Source organism: Vibrio sp. FF145, from assembly GCF_041439075.1.
Classification (GTDB): Bacteria; Pseudomonadota; Gammaproteobacteria; order Enterobacterales; family Vibrionaceae; genus Vibrio; species Vibrio tasmaniensis_A.
The window spans coordinates 34,263-51,903 of record NZ_JBGONH010000030.1 but is presented as its reverse complement, the minus strand read 5'-3'; the positions used below and the strand labels follow the sequence as shown (position 1 = coordinate 51,903).

Genomic DNA, 17,641 nt, shown 5'->3' with positions numbered 1-17,641 from the left:
GTCGATACTTGCCACATGTTGTCTGCAATTTGGTCAACTTGACGGCCATTGTCAGCGTCTGGCGTTGCTTCAATTGGGTTTGCTGGTGTATTTTCTACTGGGTTAACAGCGTCAATATTAGGTAAGTTACCAGGTAAGTCTGAACCGTTCGAGCTCGATGTGTTGCTTGAAGAACCACTGAATAATCCTGCAACTAATGCCGCAGAGGTCGCGCCAACCATTGCCCAACCGCCTTCACTGTCTTTCTGATATAAGTTGCCATCGACAACAGCGACAGAGCTTTCTTGTGCTTCAAGCTGAGCTAGAACCGATGCGTCAATTGCTGAAATTTGATTTTCGATCAAAGCATTAGTTTGCTTATTTGCTTCAACAACATTTACTTGCTGTGCCAATGTTCCGAATGAAATCATTGAAAGAATAGTTGTGGCTAGTATGGTTTTTTTCATTAATTAGCTTCTCAAAGAGTTTGAACGTTAGTTACGCGTCTATGCGGTTAAGTTGGCGTTCTTGCCGTTGATGAAGAGAATAATGGGTGCCGGATTTTAGTGCTAATTGCCAAAAGGAACATCGCTATTAACCAATGGTTAATAGCGATGTTTTGATTTTAAGGTGGTTCACAGAGGCATCTTTCCCTAAGAGGTTACTTACACAGATACCGTAAATAGGTTATTTATCCCAATCTTCGAGAAGTTGGGTAATGATACTTAGCAGCCATTGTTGCGTTGGGTCATTTTTATCTTTTATTGGGTAATAGACCAGTATGTCTTTTACTAAGTTCTGCTCTGTATCTATAGGGCTCAAGGCTTTGAGGTTTGGGTATCGTTCGATATGAATGTACCCTGTTGAAGGGAATAAAATGTTGGTTTCAGAAATGGTTTCCAAGATCGCAGATGGGAGCTCCGAACGGAAAACGATATTCGGTTGAAGTGTTATATCAACCTCTCGAATAATCTTTTCAGCAAAGGATTCTTTTAAGTTCCAATCGGCAGCGATAAGCGTCGCAATTGGGTAATTTTGAACATCGGAAAACTCAATGCGATCTTGTATGGGGTGATCTTTCCTCACATAGACTCGAAACTGGTCTTTAGTTATCAACTGGCACGCAATATCTTTCCTAGATAATGGAAGGTCGTAATTGATGCCGAGTTTACTTGTGCCTATAGAAATATCTTCTAGAGAACTCTTTGACCAGTTAACTAAATGAAGTTCAACGTTAGGAGCTTGTTGATGAATTTCAGTAAAGAGATCTTTCCCTATTGCGTGTAATAGAAATGGAGAGATCGCAATTGTGAGTTTTCCATTAAGATCACTCGGTGCAAATTCTTGAAGTGACTTGATGTTATTATTCAAAGTGTCGAAGGTTGGGGCGATTTTTTGTGCCAGGTTGTCAGAGAATGGTGTCGGGCTTAACCCTCTAGGTACTTTTAAAAATAATTGGTCATCAAAATGATGACGTAGTCGATTGAGTGACTTACTTAGTGCAGGGGCCGATACATGAAGGCGTGTTGATGCTTTTTGAAGGTTTTTTTCTTGGTAAATAACTAGGAAAGTGCGTAACAGGTTCAAATCCAAATTATTGTAAAAGTCTTTGGCCATCCTTGCCCCTTAATATTTGTATAAAACGAAATGGCAATTGAACATAACGAGGGCGTGTTGTGAGTATTATCTGTTATACGCGTTATTATCAATTAAGTAGCTAAGATAGCTGAAAAGTAGTTTGATTAATAACTTAATCGAGCTAAAGCCGTTATGCACTTCGCTTAAAGTCGCCCGCAGCATTTTTTAAGTTAATTGAAAATGCGAGATACTGGCCTTTTCATTTTTCTCTGTCCACTCACACCGCCTCTAAACCATTCACTCCTCGTAATTACCATTCGTCGCATTGATAAAACGGCATGACAAATTCTAGTTAACCTTTCAACGTCAACATTTGAAAGGGATTAGAAATCATGACTACTTCACAATCATTAAATTCAGGCTCTACCACTTCTTTGCTTAAGCGTTCATTACTGATTGCACTTGTTTCGTTTGCACCGTCATTAGCTTTGGCGAACCCGAGTTCAGCCGTGCTCGATATCTATAACCAAGCCGCGCAAGGTAATGAAGATTTGGTTGAAGTGGCTTACGAACGCCTTAACGACACGCTGCAACAAGACGGCGCGACGCCACTGACTTTGGTTTACCTCGGAAGCACAGAAACCCTGATGGGGCGTGATGCGTTCTTACCTTGGAATAAGATGAAGTATGTGGAAAAGGGTTTGTCGACCATTGATAAATCACTGGTGCTGCTTAAAGACGAAGACCAACCGATTCATGAGCAACCTCGTGTTCAAGGGCTGCCAGATTCTTACCTAACTCGCGCCATGGCTGCCGTTACTTACACCTCTCTGCCAGACATGTTTAACCATTTCGATCGTGGTTATGACTTGTTCCTCTCGTTACTTGCGGAAGATGATTTCCAGCAACAACATTTCGCTGCAACCTCGTGGATTTACCGTTATGCCATTACCGCATCGATTCGTGCTGAAGACTTCGAGCAAGCACAGGTGTGGCTTGAAAAAATGGAAAGTACCGATGCCGGAAACATCGAGACCATGACAGCGAAGGCCCTAATAGCCAAAGCCAAATAACAGCTGTGAAAGCTCAATTGCGGCTTGCGAGAGCTTGAGAATGGATCGGTAATAAGAGGACAACGAAATGATTGAATTTAAAGATATCGGCAAAGCATATGTCACGGGCGGTCAACGTGTTGATGCATTAAACGGGGTCGATGGACATATCCAACGTGGTGAAATGGTGGCGTTATGTGGGCCATCAGGTTCTGGCAAAAGCACACTTTTGAATATTCTTGGATTGTTGGATATGGATTACCGAGGCGAGATCAATATTGATGGAAAAGCGTATCCGACAGAGCAAATCGCCGCTGCACGTTTTCGTCGTCAGTCGTTGGGTTTTGTCTTTCAGCGCTTCAATCTGGTTCCTGTTATGACAGCGCTTGAAAACGTCGCTTACCCATTGATGTTGAACCAATGCTCGAAACAAGAGCAACAGGCCAGAGCACAACATATGCTGGAGCGTGTTGGATTGGGGGATTACGTTCATCATCGCCCAGACAACCTTTCAGGCGGCCAACAGCAACGTGTTGCGATAGCTAGAGCCCTTATCCATAACCCAAGCTTGGTGATTGCCGATGAGCCGACCGCTAGCTTAGACAGCCACACCGCCAACCTTGTGATCGATATCATGAAAGAGCTCGGCCACGAAATGGGCACGACTTTTATCGTCGCAACGCACGACCCAAGAATGGCGCAGCGTTGTGACCGAGTGATTGAGTTAATCGATGGCCAACTGGCTCCGCAAACTACAGCAACGGAGGCGATCTCATGGGCAAGTTAACACAAAGAATGAGCACGTTTTTACTTCCAACTTCGGTGCGTTTGGCGTGGCTTAACTTATTAAGAAATGGCCGTCGTAGTTTGCTTTCAGTGTTGATAATCGCGATTGCCGTATTTGCACTGACTAGTGCGGGTGGTTATGGGCTTTATACCTACGAATCTTTGAGAGAGTCGACCGCGCGAGATACTGGTCACCTTACTTTGAGCACGCCGGGTTATTTTGAACAAGACGAAGACATGCCGTTGAGCAATGGTCTGGATAATGCTCAAGCGCTAACCAAGAGCATCATTGGTGACAGCGACGTGCGTGGTGTGCAGCCTAGAGTCTATTTTAGTGGCTTGGTGTCTAACGGCAGCAAATCGACCATCTTTATGGGAACTGGCGTCAATGAGCGCGAGTTCGACATGAAAGGTCCTTTTCTTGATGTGCGCAGTGGTCAAACCCTATCGGATGTGAAGTCACCAAGATACGACAGCCAAGAACCACAAGTTATGCTGGGAACTGACCTTGCTCGTAACCTCAAAGTTGCGGTTGGTGATTGGGTGACACTGCTCGCGACCACCAGTGACGGTGCTTTGAACGCCTTTGATTTTAAGGTGCAGGGTATTTATTCGACAGGGGTGCCTGAACTAGATAAGCGTCAGCTTTACGTACATATCACTACTGCCCAAGAGCTTTTGGCCTCAGATAAAGTTAGCACCTTGTCGGTGTTCCTATTTGAAACCAACAAGACCTCGACTGTTCAACAGCGTATTCAAACTGCTTTAGATCGAAATAGCGCGAGCCAAAACGATCAAGGCACAGAGATCGAGATCACTCCGTGGCAAGATCGCGCGTTTTTCTACACCAAGGTTAAAGATCTTTACGACCGGATCTTCGGCATCATGGGTGCGGTGATGGCATTGGTGGTATTCGTGTCGCTGTTTAACACCATGACCATGTCGGTGACGGAACGCACTCGTGAAATCGGCACTTTGTCGGCACTGGGTAGTTACCCCTCTGAAATCGTCGCAGGCTTTTTAAAAGAGGCGGGGTTACTGGCACTGATTGGCAGTGCGATTGGCGCAATCGTGAGTGGCTTAGTGTCGGTGTTATTGCTGGTGGTTGATATACAAATGCCACCACCTCCGGGTCGAAGCGAAGGCTACCCACTCAACATTTACTTCTCATTAGAATTGGTTGGTTACGCCACCTTAGGTGTGCTGACGATATGTTTGCTGGCTGCTTATTTCTCTGCTCGCAAAGGCGTGAATAAGCCAATCACGGAGGCGCTGGTTTATGTATAAATTTACTCGTTCACTCACTGTTTTAGGTTCTGTATTGGTTTTGGTTCTAGCATCGACACCAAGCTGGGCATTCGATTCACAACAAGTCACAGAGATGATCGCTAAGGCGGATAGTTACCGATTGAACAGCGCACAAGCCTCTAAGGTAGTGTCTCTGGTGGCGCTGTATCAAGACGACCAACTCGACAAAACCCGTGAATACAACGTCTACACAAGACCAAATCGGGAGTCGTTAGTGGTCTTTAAGTCAGCCGTCGAGGCTGGTCAAAAGATGCTGATGATAGAAGATAATTATTGGCTACTGATGCCGAAATCTCGTCGCCCAATTCGTATCACACCGATGCAAAAACTGCTTGGTGAAGCTTCGGTAGGGGACATCTCGACACTCACTTGGAGTGAGGATTATCAAGGTAAGTGGGTTGCCGAGCAACAAGTTGAGATGCCGACTGGCGAGACACTCGATACCCATCACCTAAAACTCGCGGCGAAAACCAAGGGTGCTAGCTATCAATCGATTGATCTGTGGTTAACGGCAGACCGAGCGTTTCCAGTTAAAGCGGATCTGTATCTGCGTTCTGGAAAACTGGCGAAACAAGCTTGGTTTACTGAAGGCGAGCGTGATGGATTACCAACAGTGGTGTCGATGACCTTGCTCGATAAGATACAGCCAAGTAAGAAAACCGTGATTGAGTATCGCGAAGTGATTGAACAAAGCTTGGAAGACAAATACTACAACCCTGCTTACTTATCGCGTAACAGCGTGTCTGGGCTGTAGGTGAGCGTTATGAAAGCTTCCAATCACCGATTCCACATCAAGTCTTCAATCGCGACTTTGCTCGCCTTGTCTTGTGTGAGTAACACGATTCAAGCGGACGATCTGAGCTTGGCGTGGGACTGGCAACTCAGTGCAGAAGCCGTTGAATCGCGAGAGTCGCCATTCAGCCCCTTACCATCTGATAATCGTCAGTCATTCAATGGCTTGCTGGATCTAGAGGTTGGATATAACAATTGGCTTGGTCTGTTCGCAGTGAAAGCCAACGATATTCTAAGCAATAACCCTCAAGGACAAGAGGCGAGCTTTGAGTCTGAATTCATTGTGCGTGAGTTGTTTTGGCAAGGTGGTGTTGAGCTGTCTAATTCTATAGTCGGTGATCACTACCTCGATGTCACTCTTGGCAAGGTTCGCCTAGATTGGGGCGTGGGTTATGGCTATCGACCGTTAGACATCATCAAGCCTTATCGCCAGAACCCAGTCGGTATTGTCGCAGAAGAGGGGGCGGGTGTAGCTTCGGCGTCATTGTTCGATATGACGGGTGAGTGGACACTGCTTTACAGCGACTCTTCATGGACTTCCCAAGATGTGAATGAATTCGAAAAACAGAACCAGCAGCAAGGGTTTGGAGTGCGTCGTTACAACTTGGTAGGCGATCACGAATATCAATGGGTCGCTTATTACGACGATGTACGCCACGGCTTACTTGGAGCTAGCTTGGTGTCGGTATTGAACCTCGCTTGGGAGTTTCACGGCTCTGTGATTTATCAGCGACAAAGCCTTGGCTACAGTCAACCTAACTCACTGCATAAACCGGTTTATCTTGAAGAGCAGGGCGAGGCTTATCAAGCGTTAGCAGGATTAACATGGGCCAATGACACGGGCCACAATGTGGTATTGGAATACTGGTTTGATAGCCGCGCTTGGAGTAACTCAGAATGGCAAAGCGCAATAGAAAATGCAGAATCTTTGTCTATCAATTCGATGACAGCATCACTGGCTGGTTCTTACGCTCAAGGTTATCAACACGCCAATTTGGTTCAACATAACATCATGTTTCACTGGTCTCTGGATTCGACACATGGCTGGCTTGAAGATATCACGCCAACATTCGATGTCATGCTGTCTCCCCAAGACGGCGGCTTTATTGCGACTCAATGGCTTAACTATCAGGCTTTAGATAATGGCGATTCATCGTTGGATTTGGAACTTGCTGCACGCTTTCTAGGCGGTAAAAGTGATTCTGCTTACGCCAACTTACCCGATAGTCATATGATTCTCTTAAATATCAAAGGACGATTTTAATGGACACTTCATCACACAGTCGATTTTCATGGATTAAAATCTTCGCGTTCACCACTCTATTTTGTGTTCTTATTGCGATAACAACCCATACGATTTGGGGCGGCGGATTAACGGTTAACCTGGCAATCAGTTTTGGCTTTGGTTACAGCGCCATGGGTTCTTCTTTCATCTTGGTTAAGTTGTTTAAGAGGACATCCCGAACGCTTGAAGTGGGTATCTCAATGGTGTTCGCGATGACATTTGGTACCTTGAACGCACACTATTGGTTGAACGGATATTTCGGGGCCAATATCTCGGACCTTAAATCTGTCGTGTTGCTCGGTGTGATTTTCTGTTCGGTTTGCTATTACTATTTCTACACACGAGAGCAGCAGTTACGTGCCGATAACGAATTGGAAGTGGCTAAGCGTCGTCAGGCCGATCAAGAAAAGGTGGTGGTGCTGAGTCAGCTTAAGCAACTGCAAAGCCAAATTGAACCGCACTTCTTGTTCAACACACTTGCGACCATCAATGTGTTGATAGAGAGTGACAGCGCGAAAGCCAAGTTGATGCTCGAAAAACTCACCGACTTGTTGCGTGTAACTTTGAAAAATAGCCGCACCGAGCAATCGACAATCGCACAAGAGGTCGACTTGTTAGACGCTTATCTTAATATTCAGAAGATACGCTTGGGGAAGCGCTTAGCGTTCTCGATTGAAACACACGAGATTAGCGATTTGCAGGTGATTCCACCGTTCTTGATTCAACCCTTGGTCGAGAATGCACTCACACACGGTATTGAACCCAAAGCCGCGGGTGGCCAAGTGAATATTCGTATTACTCAACAAGCCCAGCAGCTAAAAATTGAAGTGGCTGATAATGGCGCTGGGTTGAAAACGCCTTCTGCGAATACGGGGCACGGTGTTGGGTTGAGCAATATTCGTCAAAGAATCGAAACCCTGTATGGTGATAAGGCGAGCCTCACGATTACTGAACACTCTGAAGGCGGGGTAGTCTCGACGATCTTGTTACCGCTGACTAACGCAGTTGCCTAGAATTACAGACCAGAAAACACTGAGCAGTGACGAAAAATAGACGATTTACAGTGTGAATTTAAAGGACTAACCATGAACAACCCAGCAGTACAGCCGAGCGTAACGGCGATAATCGCAGACGATGAAGCACTGTTAAGGCATCACTTAGACAAGAGCCTTGCTGAGGTTTGGCCTGAGCTAGAAATCGTCAGCAAGGCACAAAACGGTTTGGAGGCAATGCAGAGTATTCGGCAGCTTAAGCCCGACGTGGCTTTTCTCGATATTCGTATGCCAGAGCTGGATGGAATCTCGCTGGCGAAGCAACTCAACAAGCTAGATTCACCGCCATTGATTGTGTTTATTACGGCTTATGACGAATACGCGGTCAAAGCTTTTGAGCACAATGCGATGGATTATCTACTTAAGCCAATCAATGAAGAACGCTTACTGGCCACATGTCAGAAGGTGCAAGCGCGTTTGTCGAGCAGCCAAACGCAAACAGGTAATACCCCTGAACAACCTGATATCACGGCGTTAATGGCTCAGCTTCAACAGTTATCCCAGTCAACCTCGCAGCAACCTCCCTATCGACCGCAGCAAAAGCACCTCACATGGCTCAAAGCCAGTGTTGGGGAAGACATTCACCTAATCGCCGTCGATGATGTGGCTTACTTCAAAGCAGAAGACAAGTACGTCTCGATATTCAAAAAAGGCCAAGGCAGTTCTCTAGAGGAGTTTATTCTTCGTGTGTCACTAAAAGAGTTGATAGCGCAGCTCAATCCTGATGAATTTTGGCAGATCCACCGCTCAGTGGTGGTGAAAGTCTCGGCCATTGATAAGGTGAAGAAAGGGCTCTCAGGCCAGATGTCGGCTTATGTGTCGGGCGAGAAGTTACCGATCAGCCGCGCCTCGCAAGCTCTTTTTAAAGGGATGTGAGAAACCTGTTTAAGGGAATTTAATAAATCAGTTTTAAGGGATGTGAAATCACCCGATCTATAATCTATGACTATCAGCTTGTGTAATTTATAAAGTTGACAGTTTCATGCATATTTAGATTGTCTCTCAAAATTTAAATGACTGAATTTATATGAAATTATTATGCTATTGCGATCGGATATATTGGAGGAAAGCCCTTCAAAGAGATCGTTATGAAAGCATACTATTTAGTCGTCGTATTGAGCTCCACATTGCTAGGTTGCAGCTCTACTCCTCAACAACAAACGTTATTGAAATCCGATCCATACTGGGTCAAAGGAGAGTTAGATAACGGATTAACCTACCATGTCTACCCTGACCAAGAACAACCGGTCTCGGTACGCTTACTCGTGCATGCCGGATCTTTGCAAGAGAGCGAACAACAGAAAGGGTACGCCCACTTTGTTGAGCATATGGCGTTTAATGGCAGCAAGAACTTTTCAGGAAATGAGGTGGTCGAGCTATTTGAGCAATCTGGTGCCAGCTTTGGTGCAGACTTAAATGCTTATACCTCTTACCAAGAAACCCTCTATAAATTAGATCTGCCCGACAATAAGAACTTAGACAAAGCGCTGGCTTGGTTTAGAGACATTGGCGATGGTTTACTGCTGTCCGAAGCTGAAATCGAAAAAGAGAAAGGTGTGATACTTGGAGAGTTTCGATACACGCGAGTTGAAGATAAACCTCTCTCGTTTAAGTTCTACGATCATCTGGTTGAAGGGACGACTTACCAAAGTAACGATCCTATTGGCAATAAAGAATCCGTTTCTAAAGCGAATGTTCAAGAATTAAAGAACTATTACCAAACCTGGTATCAACCTCAGTTAACCGAAGTGATTGTCTCTGGTGATATCACACTGGCAGAAGTGATCCCTTTGATTGAAGACACTTTCTCTGATTGGCAAAGAGGCACAACACCGGTTCCCGTGAAGAACACGTCAGTGGATTACAATACTCAAGATTTTGTGGCGTATGGATCTGCTGTCGAGCCACCGAGCATCGGGATAGTCATTGATCGTGGGGAAAGAGTGACACAGAGCCATGAGCAACAACATCAGCTTTGGTTAGATGATATTGCTCAACAACTTATCCAACAAAGGTTGAATTCTGACTTTGTTGACGCTGCGTTACCTGTGCAGTGGGTTTTTTCAACACCCTACTTATTAGAGTACCAAAGGTATTCGATTACTACGGTCAGTTTTCCTGTTGGTAGCCGAGAGCAAAGTCAGCAGCAGTTTGTTTCTACTCTCGCCTCTTTGCGTGATTATGGCGTAAGTGAATATGAGTTGGCGAGTGTGCTTCAGCAATACCAAGCGAACCTTGACGATATTCAACTAAACTGGGATCAAATGGATGCTGTGGCTCATGCTGATGGTAAATCGACAGCATTGGTGATTAACCAACCCGTTCAATCACAGCTTGATTATAAGTCGAGTTTGAAAACGTTTCTTGCGAATACGGATCTCGAGGCCGTGAATGATAACTTAGATGATTTGCTTTCTAGCCCTTACATTTTGGGGTTAGGTTTATCTTCTAAGGAAGATCTTCAAGCCATGGAGAATGAGCTAAAAGATGTCAGAAAAGCCTATAAAAAGACGGGTAACAAACCACTGCTCGTTACCGCAAGTTCTGCGTTTAGCGTGCCAGAATCTCAAGGCGACATTGTGAAACAAATTCAGGTGAGTGAGGATCCTAACTTACAGCAATGGACATTGAGCAATGGTATCGAGGTTTGGTATTTACGAAACCCTGAGGTGGGTAATAATGTTGGCGTTTATTATGCCAGTGAAGGTGGTAAGTCAGCCCTAGATCCTTCTTTATTTCCTGCGCTAGAGGTGGCCATTCCAGCTTCGAATCGCAGTGGCGTTGGTAAATTCAGTGGCTCGGAATTAAATTCCCATTTGAAACGTAAAGACATCCAAATTTACCCCTTCATTAACTTCACTCATCACGGGTTGGAAATAAACACTAAGAAGAAGACGCTCGCAGAAGGCTTGGCTGCACTGTATACCATTGTGACCGAACCTAAAATCGATAGCGATCAGCTTGAGGCAGTGAAGTCTGAATTCACGCAAGGTCGTACTGCCTACCTAGAAACCCCATTGGGACAGTTTACCCAGATGGTGAATCGCAACAGCTATCAAGATAGTAGTCGTCATATCATGTTGGAAAGTGAAGATGTTGAAGCTGTTACACCTCAAGATATACTTGATATACAGCATCAACTCTTTCAGAAGTTAAGAGACAATACGCTTGTCATCGTTGCTGATATTAAGCCATCTGAAATTAAGCCCCTCGTACGCCAATATGTTGCTTCATTGCCACTAGAAGCGGTTGAATCTCCTAATTATGAGGTGGCTTATAAAACGGATTCAGAAGAGCGAATAGATGTATCGATCAACAATGAAGACAGCAGTCAGTACTTGTTGCGTGTAATTTCCCAGCAAGCTCGGGATAAAACAGCAAAAGATGTGTTTATGGATGATATGCTGCAGCGCGTATTGTCGAGTCGTCTAACGGCTTATGTTCGTGAAGAGTTAGGCTTGGATTATGCACCTTACGTGTATTCGGTCGCTCAAGACAGTGAGCCAAGTTACGACTGGCTTGTGGGCTCCTTAACAGCCCCAGAAAACTTAGATCAGGTTGAACAGGCGATCGATAAAATTATTGCTGAAGCTGTCAAAGGGATCTCTGAAGAAGAGACTCGAACGGCAGCTAAACAGCTAGTGGCTGACCTCACGCCACTTCAATATAAGCCTACTCAACAAGCTTGGTTTATTTCACGTTATTTAATTCATGACTATGGTGTTGAGGCACTGTTTGACTTACAGGGAACGACAGATTCAATTTCTAGTAAAGATATGACTGAGTATGCTAAAGAAATTTTTGGAGACAACAGCTACCAGTTGAAGAACTTGTTAAGGCCACAAAGTTAAGCTGATTGAGTAAAGTGACTTTTCAGAAAAGTCGCTTTCACCCTGAATATATGATGTCGAATCTAAGCCAAATGCTAAGTCATTTGGCTTTTTTATTTGGCTTAGGGTTAGTCTTTAAACTCGTTACTTTTTAATTCATCACTTTCAAGCTTGTCACTTTTAAACTAGTTACTGACTTTTAAGCTAGGTAGTGACTTTTAAATGCTCGCAATTCGCGCCTTATATAACTGAGTATGATTTATAAAATAAAGATCCAGATCACAAAGATACTCATTCAGTTCAGTATTAAATAATAATCATTAACTCAAGATGTATATTGTCGATGAATGACATTAAGAGGTTGTTATGAAAACATATTATTTAGCGACGGCAGTATGCCTTACCCTGGTTGGCTGTAGTTCAACATCAAAAACGACTGACACCTTCATCCAACCGGACCCGGCTTGGACTTCAGGCCAACTAGAGAATGGCTTTACCTATCATGTTTATCCTGATCATGAAGCGCCAGTTTCTATTCGTTTAGTCGTACATGCAGGCTCTATTCAAGAAACTAGTCAACAAGAAGGTTATGCGCATTTTGTCGAACACATGGCATTTAATGGCAGTAAGAACTTCTCGCAAAACGATGTGATTCGACTATTTGAAGATGCAGGTGCTAGTTTTGGGGCTGATATTAATGCCTACACCTCTTATGAAGAGACGGTATATCAGCTAGATTTACCCGATAACGTCCAATTACAGTCTGCCCTAACGTGGATGCGAGACATCGGTGATGGATTGGATCTCGCCAGTTCAGAAGTTGAAAAAGAAAAAGGTGTGGTTCTTGGGGAGTTTCGTATGGCTCGCCTTGATGATAAGTCATTCCCAGAAGTGTTTTATGACCACTTTATTGAAGGTGGACCGTATGAATCCCAAGACGCATTGGGAACTAAAGAATCGGTTGTAAATGCCACTTCTCAAACCCTAAACAACTTTTACCAGACTTGGTATCAACCACAAATCGTAGAGCTTGTTGTTTCAGGTGATGTGGATATCGAAACCGTGATCCCATTAATTGAAGCGAAGTTTTCTAGTTGGCAGCGTGGTGAAACGCCTAAACCAGTGAAACAGACAGTCACCACTTTCAACGAAGGTGACTATGTTGAGTATACGAAGAGAGAAGCCCCAAGTATTTCACTGACGTTTAACCGAGGTTCAAACATCATTGAAACTCACGATCAACAGCACCAACGTTGGTTGGATGAAACCTCCCAGTTATTGATTCAGCAACGACTTGAGGCGGTATTTAATGATGCGGCTTTGCCGACTCAATGGATAGCGTCAGACAGTCTTGAAATGGGTGCTCTGCTTTATTCATCTACAAGTATTGGATTCCCTGTTGGAAGTCGTGAAGTGACTCAGCAAAAGATGCTCTCGACGTTGGCATCATTGCGGGATTACGGCGTGTCGCAAGCGGAGATCGTCGGTGAGCAGCACTACTACCAAAACTTACTCGATAATATTGAGCATGATTGGGATAAAGAAGACGGTGTTGATCACGCGAACAATAAAGCAAGTGCGTTAGTGACTGGTCGAATCGTTCAATCACAGAAAGATTATCAGACCAGCATGGGAGATTTCATTTCCAACTTCAGTCTTGAAGTGATTAATGACAACATAAAAAGCATACTTTCTGGTGATTATTTCATGATCATTGGCATGAATAAGACTGAAAATAGAGCCGCAATCAATAACTCGTTAGAGAGCTTAAAAGCCACTTATAGCGACATGGGCACCGCGCCGTTGGTTGCTGCGGCGGGCAGTGCTTTTGCGGTACCGAGTTCGCAAGGCGATGTTGTGTTGGTTGAACAAGTATCTGTCGACCCATACATTCAAAAATGGACGTTAAGTAATGGCATTGATATGTGGTACTTACGTGACTCACTGGCGAATGATGATGTTGGCGTGATGTACATGAGTTTGGGTGGAAAGGCTGCTTTGGAGCCAAGCTTATACCCAGCGGTTGAGGTTGCATTGCCTACTTTTGCTCGAAGTGGTGTGGGTGATTTGACCGGTTCTGAACTTCAAGCGTACCTTGACCGTGAAAATATTCAAGCCGATTCTTTTATAGGCAATACTCGCCATGGTGTTGAATTTAATATCAAAAAAGATGGGCTAAAAGATACGTTTGCTGCGCTTTATACTTTCATAACCGCGCCTAAAATAAGTCCCGAGCAGCTAGAAGCTGTGAAGCAGGAGTTTGTACAAGGTCAAGAATCGTTCTTGAGCAGCCCTGTTGGCCAGTTTGAACGTGCAATAAACCAAAATATTTATCGTCAAGAAAGCCGTCACCTCTTTGTTAATAAAGACCGTGTTGAAGTGGTTTCTGTGGAAGATATCAGCCACCTTCATCAGCAACTGTTTGGTCAAATGAGGCATAACCAATTGGTGATCGTTGGTGATATTGATCCAAGCGTATTGAAGCCTTTGGTTCAGCAATATTTGGCTTCTATTCCATTAGAAAAAGCTCTAGTCCCTGACTTTAAGGTGGCTTACAAGCAACCATCAGAACCACGCATTGATTTAGCCATCAACAACGTGAATAGCGCGGAGTACGTCTTAAGAGTCATTGCTGAGCCTAATACTGTAACCACGGTTGAAAAAGTTATTACGTCAAAAGATATCTTCATGGAAAGCATACTGGAACGTTTGTTAGCGACTCGCTTAGATACCTATATTCGTGAAGAGTTGAGCTTAGATTACTCGCCTTATACATTCTCAGCGTCAGCAGATAGTGAGTTGAGTAACGAGTGGGTTGTCGGTGCGATGATAGCGCCAGAGAACGTTGATAAAGTGGAAGTGGCGATTGATAAAGTGATTGCAGACCTTCTACAAGGCGTTTCTGAAGAGGAAATGCGAGCGGTTGTGAAACAGTTTGAAGCTGACTTCACGCCTCTCGAGATGAGCTCTATTGACCAAGCGTGGTATGTGTCTCGTTATCTACTTCATGGTTACGATATCGAAGCCTTGTCTCAAGTTGAGCGCGTGGCGAGATCGATATCCACTGAAGATATGAATGATCTAATACAGCGTATTTTTGGTGAGAACAGCCGTAAGGTTAAGAACATTATGCGTCCTAAAGCCTAAAGCCTAAAGCCTAAAGTAGAGCGTGAAAACGATAGCCAAAAGTGCTTCGACAAATACCCCATTAAAGCCAAGCATTCATTGCTTGGCTTTTTGTTTTTTGACGACTTTGTATGCGTGAATACAGCGCTAGGAGGTCAGCAATTGTCAGCGTAGTGTCAAATGTGTTCGGTTGTGTTTCTAAATCAATTGTAACTTTCATAGCTGTTATATATTGTCGCAGTGTTTACTATTCAGGATTATTGTTGATTGCTTAAACTAGGTACCCGATTAGTCTTAATGTTGTTTTTACTGAGCTTTGGCTTAGTGAACTCTAACGGCTATTCGTTTCCTTCTAAGCCATTCCAAATTCAGTCGGCTCAAGAGCAATCTTCGCAGAATGAACAATCTTCCTCGATAAAACAGTGTAAACAAGCCACTACGGATAATCCGTCGGCCTATTTAGAGTGCGATAAGGTTCAGTTTGGCACCACGTCATTAGATGACAGTTCCAACTATCACGACACTGAATCGAGCCTTCAAGCGACAGCCTTTCGACGTATGCTCAGCAATGAGCAAGAAAGCGTGGCCGACCTTGAGCCTGCTTATCATCTACTGATTGACTTCTCTCCCCCCTCAATACTGGCTTCTCTGCTCTTCAACACGCCGTTGTTGGATTCCAAGCTGCACTGGACCAGCATTGTGAGTTCTCCGTCCTCCCGGCTTTCTGGGTGGAAAGAGGGCAACATTCAATACTCGCATTTCCGAGAACTTCTTAGCTAATCGTTTGACCCTAAATTGGTCGTATCGATGATCGCCTCGTGCCCGTTGAACTCGCCAATTAACCCAATATAGCGACACACAATTATTAGCCTCACTATGACTCAACCAGCTTGTTTTGGTTGTGACTAGTTGTCGTTCGTGTTCGCAAAACATTAGTTATACCAATCGCAGTAAGTAACTGGCCATTCTAGCTGGTTAAAGCGCTCGATCACTGCTTTTTCCCGGCGCTATTTTTGAGCACGTGTTTACGGTGATTGGTAAAAAGAAGAGATCTTGACTGTGAAAAAACGCATTCCAAGAAAACAAATTAACCACTACTCGAAGTGGAAATACGTGGTGCTTATTGCCACCATCATCATCATGATTCTAAGCGCTCTACCTTCTTGGTTTGGCGAAGATGCCTCGGTTCAAATCAGTAACCGTTCTGAGCAGACGATCGACGCCACTCAAGTGACGCAATATCTTGCTAGCGAAGGCATTCAAGCCAAATCAGCCTTTCAAAAAGACAAACGTTTAGTGGTGATCTTAGAAGACGCGGAGCAACAAGCGAAAGCCAAAGAAGTGCTTAATGAGCGCTTCCTCGACAACGCGACGGTTGCGCTTGCTATGGAGCCAGCAGCACCTAAATGGCTGACTGACATGGGCTTTGCACCGATTCAGTTAGGTCTTGATTTACGTGGTGGTGTGCAGTTCTTATTAGAAGTGGACATGGAACCGGTTTACCACGCACAAGCTCAATCTATGGTAGATGAGGTGACCAGTCAGGTGCGTTATGCGCGCGGTAAAGTGGTCAACAACCAAGTTCAGTTTGATTTCCGTACCGACGCCGATTTCGAAAAAGCACAAAAGCTGATTCGTGAAGAGTTCCCACATTGGCTACGTGATCGTTCAGATAAGTCACTGACGTTAACTCAGTCTGAAGAAGAGCAAAGAGCGCTACGCAACCTAACCGTTCAACAAAACCTGCAAATCATGCGCAGCCGTATTGAAGAATTAGGCATCACTGAAGCATCGATTCAACGCCAAGGTGAAAGCCGAATTCGTATCGAATTGCCGGGTGTACAAGACCCAGCAGCCGCGAAAGACGTGATTGGTGCAACGGCATCTTTGGCGTTCTATTCGGTATACGACAATGCAACTCGCAATACTCAAACGCTAAAAGATACAGATGGTAACCGTGTCGTTGTCGCTCGCAAAGCCGTGCTGAGCGGTGAACACATTATCGATGCTCGTAGTGGCATCGGTGAGATGGGCAGTGCAGAAGTAAACATTACCCTAGATTCTTCTGGTGGTAAGAAAATGTCTGAGTTCTCACGTCACAACATCGGTAAGCCAATGGCAACCGTGTACAGCGAATACAGTCGTGATAGAGCGGGCAACAGCAAGCAAGACAGTGAAGTGATCAGTGTGGCAAACATCCAGTCTCAACTGGGCAGCCGTTTCAGAATTACTGGTGCTGGCAGCTTGGCTGAAGCGCAAGAGCTTGCGTTACTGCTGCGTGCGGGTTCATTGACTGCGCCAGTGACCATCATTGAAGAACGTACTATTGGCCCATCTTTGGGCGCTGAAAACGTAACTAACGGCTTTGCTGCTTTGGCGCTTGGCCTTGGTCTTACGCTAACGTTTATGGCGCTATGGTACCGCCGTCTTGGTTGGGTCGCGAACTGCGCATTGGTGGTTAACATGACCACATTGTTTGGTTTGATTGCGCTACTACCGGGTGCGGTATTAACTCTGCCGGGTATTGCTGGTTTAGTACTGACCGTCGGTATGGCGGTAGATACCAACGTGCTTATCTTCGAGCGTATTCGAGACAAGATGAAAGAAGGACGCAGTTTTGCTAGCTCTATCGATCGTGGTTTCGATAGCGCATTCTCGTCAATTTTCGATGCTAACGTCACTACAATGATCGTTGCTGTGGCTCTATATACCATTGGTAATGGACCGATTCAGGGCTTCGCTCTGACACTGGGCTTAGGTCTTCTAACCAGTATGTTCACAGGCATTTTTGCTTCACGAGCGATCATCAATTTGGTTTGGGGGCGTGACCAACGCCACGATGTAAGGATTTAA

At 44.8% G+C, this 17,641-nt stretch carries 12 protein-coding genes and 1 pseudogene; 11 read left to right on the top strand and 2 right to left on the bottom strand.

The window, feature by feature from the left end; genetic code table 11:
* Positions 1–446: pseudogene (locus ACED42_RS12800) on the bottom strand (hypothetical protein); the annotation flags it as partial.
* Positions 447–666: 220 nt separating this feature from the next.
* Entirely contained in the window at positions 667–1,596 is a 930-nt protein-coding gene (locus ACED42_RS12795) for a LysR family transcriptional regulator (protein WP_102445577.1), read from the bottom strand.
* A 353-nt stretch (positions 1,597–1,949) separates the two neighbouring features.
* Here ACED42_RS12795 and ACED42_RS12790 point away from each other — a divergent pair, with 353 nt between their 5' ends.
* The 11 genes from ACED42_RS12790 (at position 1,950) to secD (ending at position 17,641) form a co-directional block, all read left to right on the top strand.
* Positions 1,950–2,630, top strand: a complete 681-nt coding sequence (locus ACED42_RS12790; protein WP_371702805.1) for a hypothetical protein — start codon at positions 1,950–1,952, stop codon at positions 2,628–2,630.
* Between the two features lie 67 nt (positions 2,631–2,697).
* Complete coding sequence (locus ACED42_RS12785; RefSeq protein ID WP_135442256.1) at positions 2,698–3,396, top strand: ABC transporter ATP-binding protein; 699 nt, start codon at positions 2,698–2,700, stop codon at positions 3,394–3,396.
* The gene (locus tag ACED42_RS12780) at positions 3,384–4,682 is read left to right on the top strand and encodes an ABC transporter permease (protein WP_371702803.1); all 1,299 of its coding nucleotides are present in this window, start codon (positions 3,384–3,386) and stop codon (positions 4,680–4,682) included. Before ACED42_RS12785 ends, ACED42_RS12780 begins: the two co-directional genes overlap by 13 nt.
* A complete protein-coding gene (locus ACED42_RS12775) occupies positions 4,675–5,457 on the top strand; it encodes an outer membrane lipoprotein-sorting protein (RefSeq protein WP_371702801.1) in 783 nt (260 codons plus the stop codon). Before ACED42_RS12780 ends, ACED42_RS12775 begins: the two co-directional genes overlap by 8 nt.
* A gap of 9 nt (positions 5,458–5,466) precedes the next feature.
* A complete protein-coding gene (locus tag ACED42_RS12770) occupies positions 5,467–6,759 on the top strand; it encodes a hypothetical protein (protein WP_371702800.1) in 1,293 nt (430 codons plus the stop codon).
* Positions 6,759–7,793: a sensor histidine kinase gene (locus ACED42_RS12765; RefSeq protein ID WP_371702798.1), complete on the top strand. Its 1,035-nt coding sequence runs from the start codon at positions 6,759–6,761 to the stop codon at positions 7,791–7,793. Before ACED42_RS12770 ends, ACED42_RS12765 begins: the two co-directional genes overlap by 1 nt.
* A gap of 72 nt (positions 7,794–7,865) precedes the next feature.
* Complete coding sequence (locus ACED42_RS12760) at positions 7,866–8,708, top strand: LytR/AlgR family response regulator transcription factor (protein WP_371702797.1); 843 nt, start codon at positions 7,866–7,868, stop codon at positions 8,706–8,708.
* Between the two features lie 212 nt (positions 8,709–8,920).
* On the top strand, positions 8,921–11,683 hold the full coding sequence (locus ACED42_RS12755) for a M16 family metallopeptidase (RefSeq protein ID WP_371702795.1): 2,763 nt from the start codon (positions 8,921–8,923) through the stop codon (positions 11,681–11,683).
* Positions 11,684–12,028: 345 nt separating this feature from the next.
* The gene (locus tag ACED42_RS12750; protein ID WP_371702794.1) at positions 12,029–14,809 is read left to right on the top strand and encodes an insulinase family protein; all 2,781 of its coding nucleotides are present in this window, start codon (positions 12,029–12,031) and stop codon (positions 14,807–14,809) included.
* Between the two features lie 276 nt (positions 14,810–15,085).
* Positions 15,086–15,568, top strand: coding sequence for a hypothetical protein (locus tag ACED42_RS12745; protein ID WP_371702816.1), 483 nt, complete (start codon positions 15,086–15,088; stop codon positions 15,566–15,568).
* A gap of 273 nt (positions 15,569–15,841) precedes the next feature.
* On the top strand, positions 15,842–17,641 hold the full coding sequence (gene secD, locus ACED42_RS12740) for a protein translocase subunit SecD (protein ID WP_371702793.1): 1,800 nt from the start codon (positions 15,842–15,844) through the stop codon (positions 17,639–17,641).

Coding starts and splice junctions, on each gene's coding strand:
- ACED42_RS12785 (WP_135442256.1), top strand. CDS start 2,698: ATGATTGAATTTAAAGATATCGGCAAAGCATATGTCACGGGCGGTCAA.
- ACED42_RS12775 (WP_371702801.1), top strand. CDS start 4,675: ATGTATAAATTTACTCGTTCACTCACTGTTTTAGGTTCTGTATTGGTT.
- ACED42_RS12760 (WP_371702797.1), top strand. CDS start 7,866: ATGAACAACCCAGCAGTACAGCCGAGCGTAACGGCGATAATCGCAGAC.
- ACED42_RS12755 (WP_371702795.1), top strand. CDS start 8,921: ATGAAAGCATACTATTTAGTCGTCGTATTGAGCTCCACATTGCTAGGT.
- ACED42_RS12745 (WP_371702816.1), top strand. CDS start 15,086: ATGTTGTTTTTACTGAGCTTTGGCTTAGTGAACTCTAACGGCTATTCG.
- ACED42_RS12770 (WP_371702800.1), top strand. CDS start 5,467: ATGAAAGCTTCCAATCACCGATTCCACATCAAGTCTTCAATCGCGACT.
- ACED42_RS12790 (WP_371702805.1), top strand. CDS start 1,950: ATGACTACTTCACAATCATTAAATTCAGGCTCTACCACTTCTTTGCTT.
- ACED42_RS12750 (WP_371702794.1), top strand. CDS start 12,029: ATGAAAACATATTATTTAGCGACGGCAGTATGCCTTACCCTGGTTGGC.
- ACED42_RS12780 (WP_371702803.1), top strand. CDS start 3,384: ATGGGCAAGTTAACACAAAGAATGAGCACGTTTTTACTTCCAACTTCG.
- ACED42_RS12765 (WP_371702798.1), top strand. CDS start 6,759: ATGGACACTTCATCACACAGTCGATTTTCATGGATTAAAATCTTCGCG.
- ACED42_RS12795 (WP_102445577.1), bottom strand. CDS start 1,596: ATGGCCAAAGACTTTTACAATAATTTGGATTTGAACCTGTTACGCACT.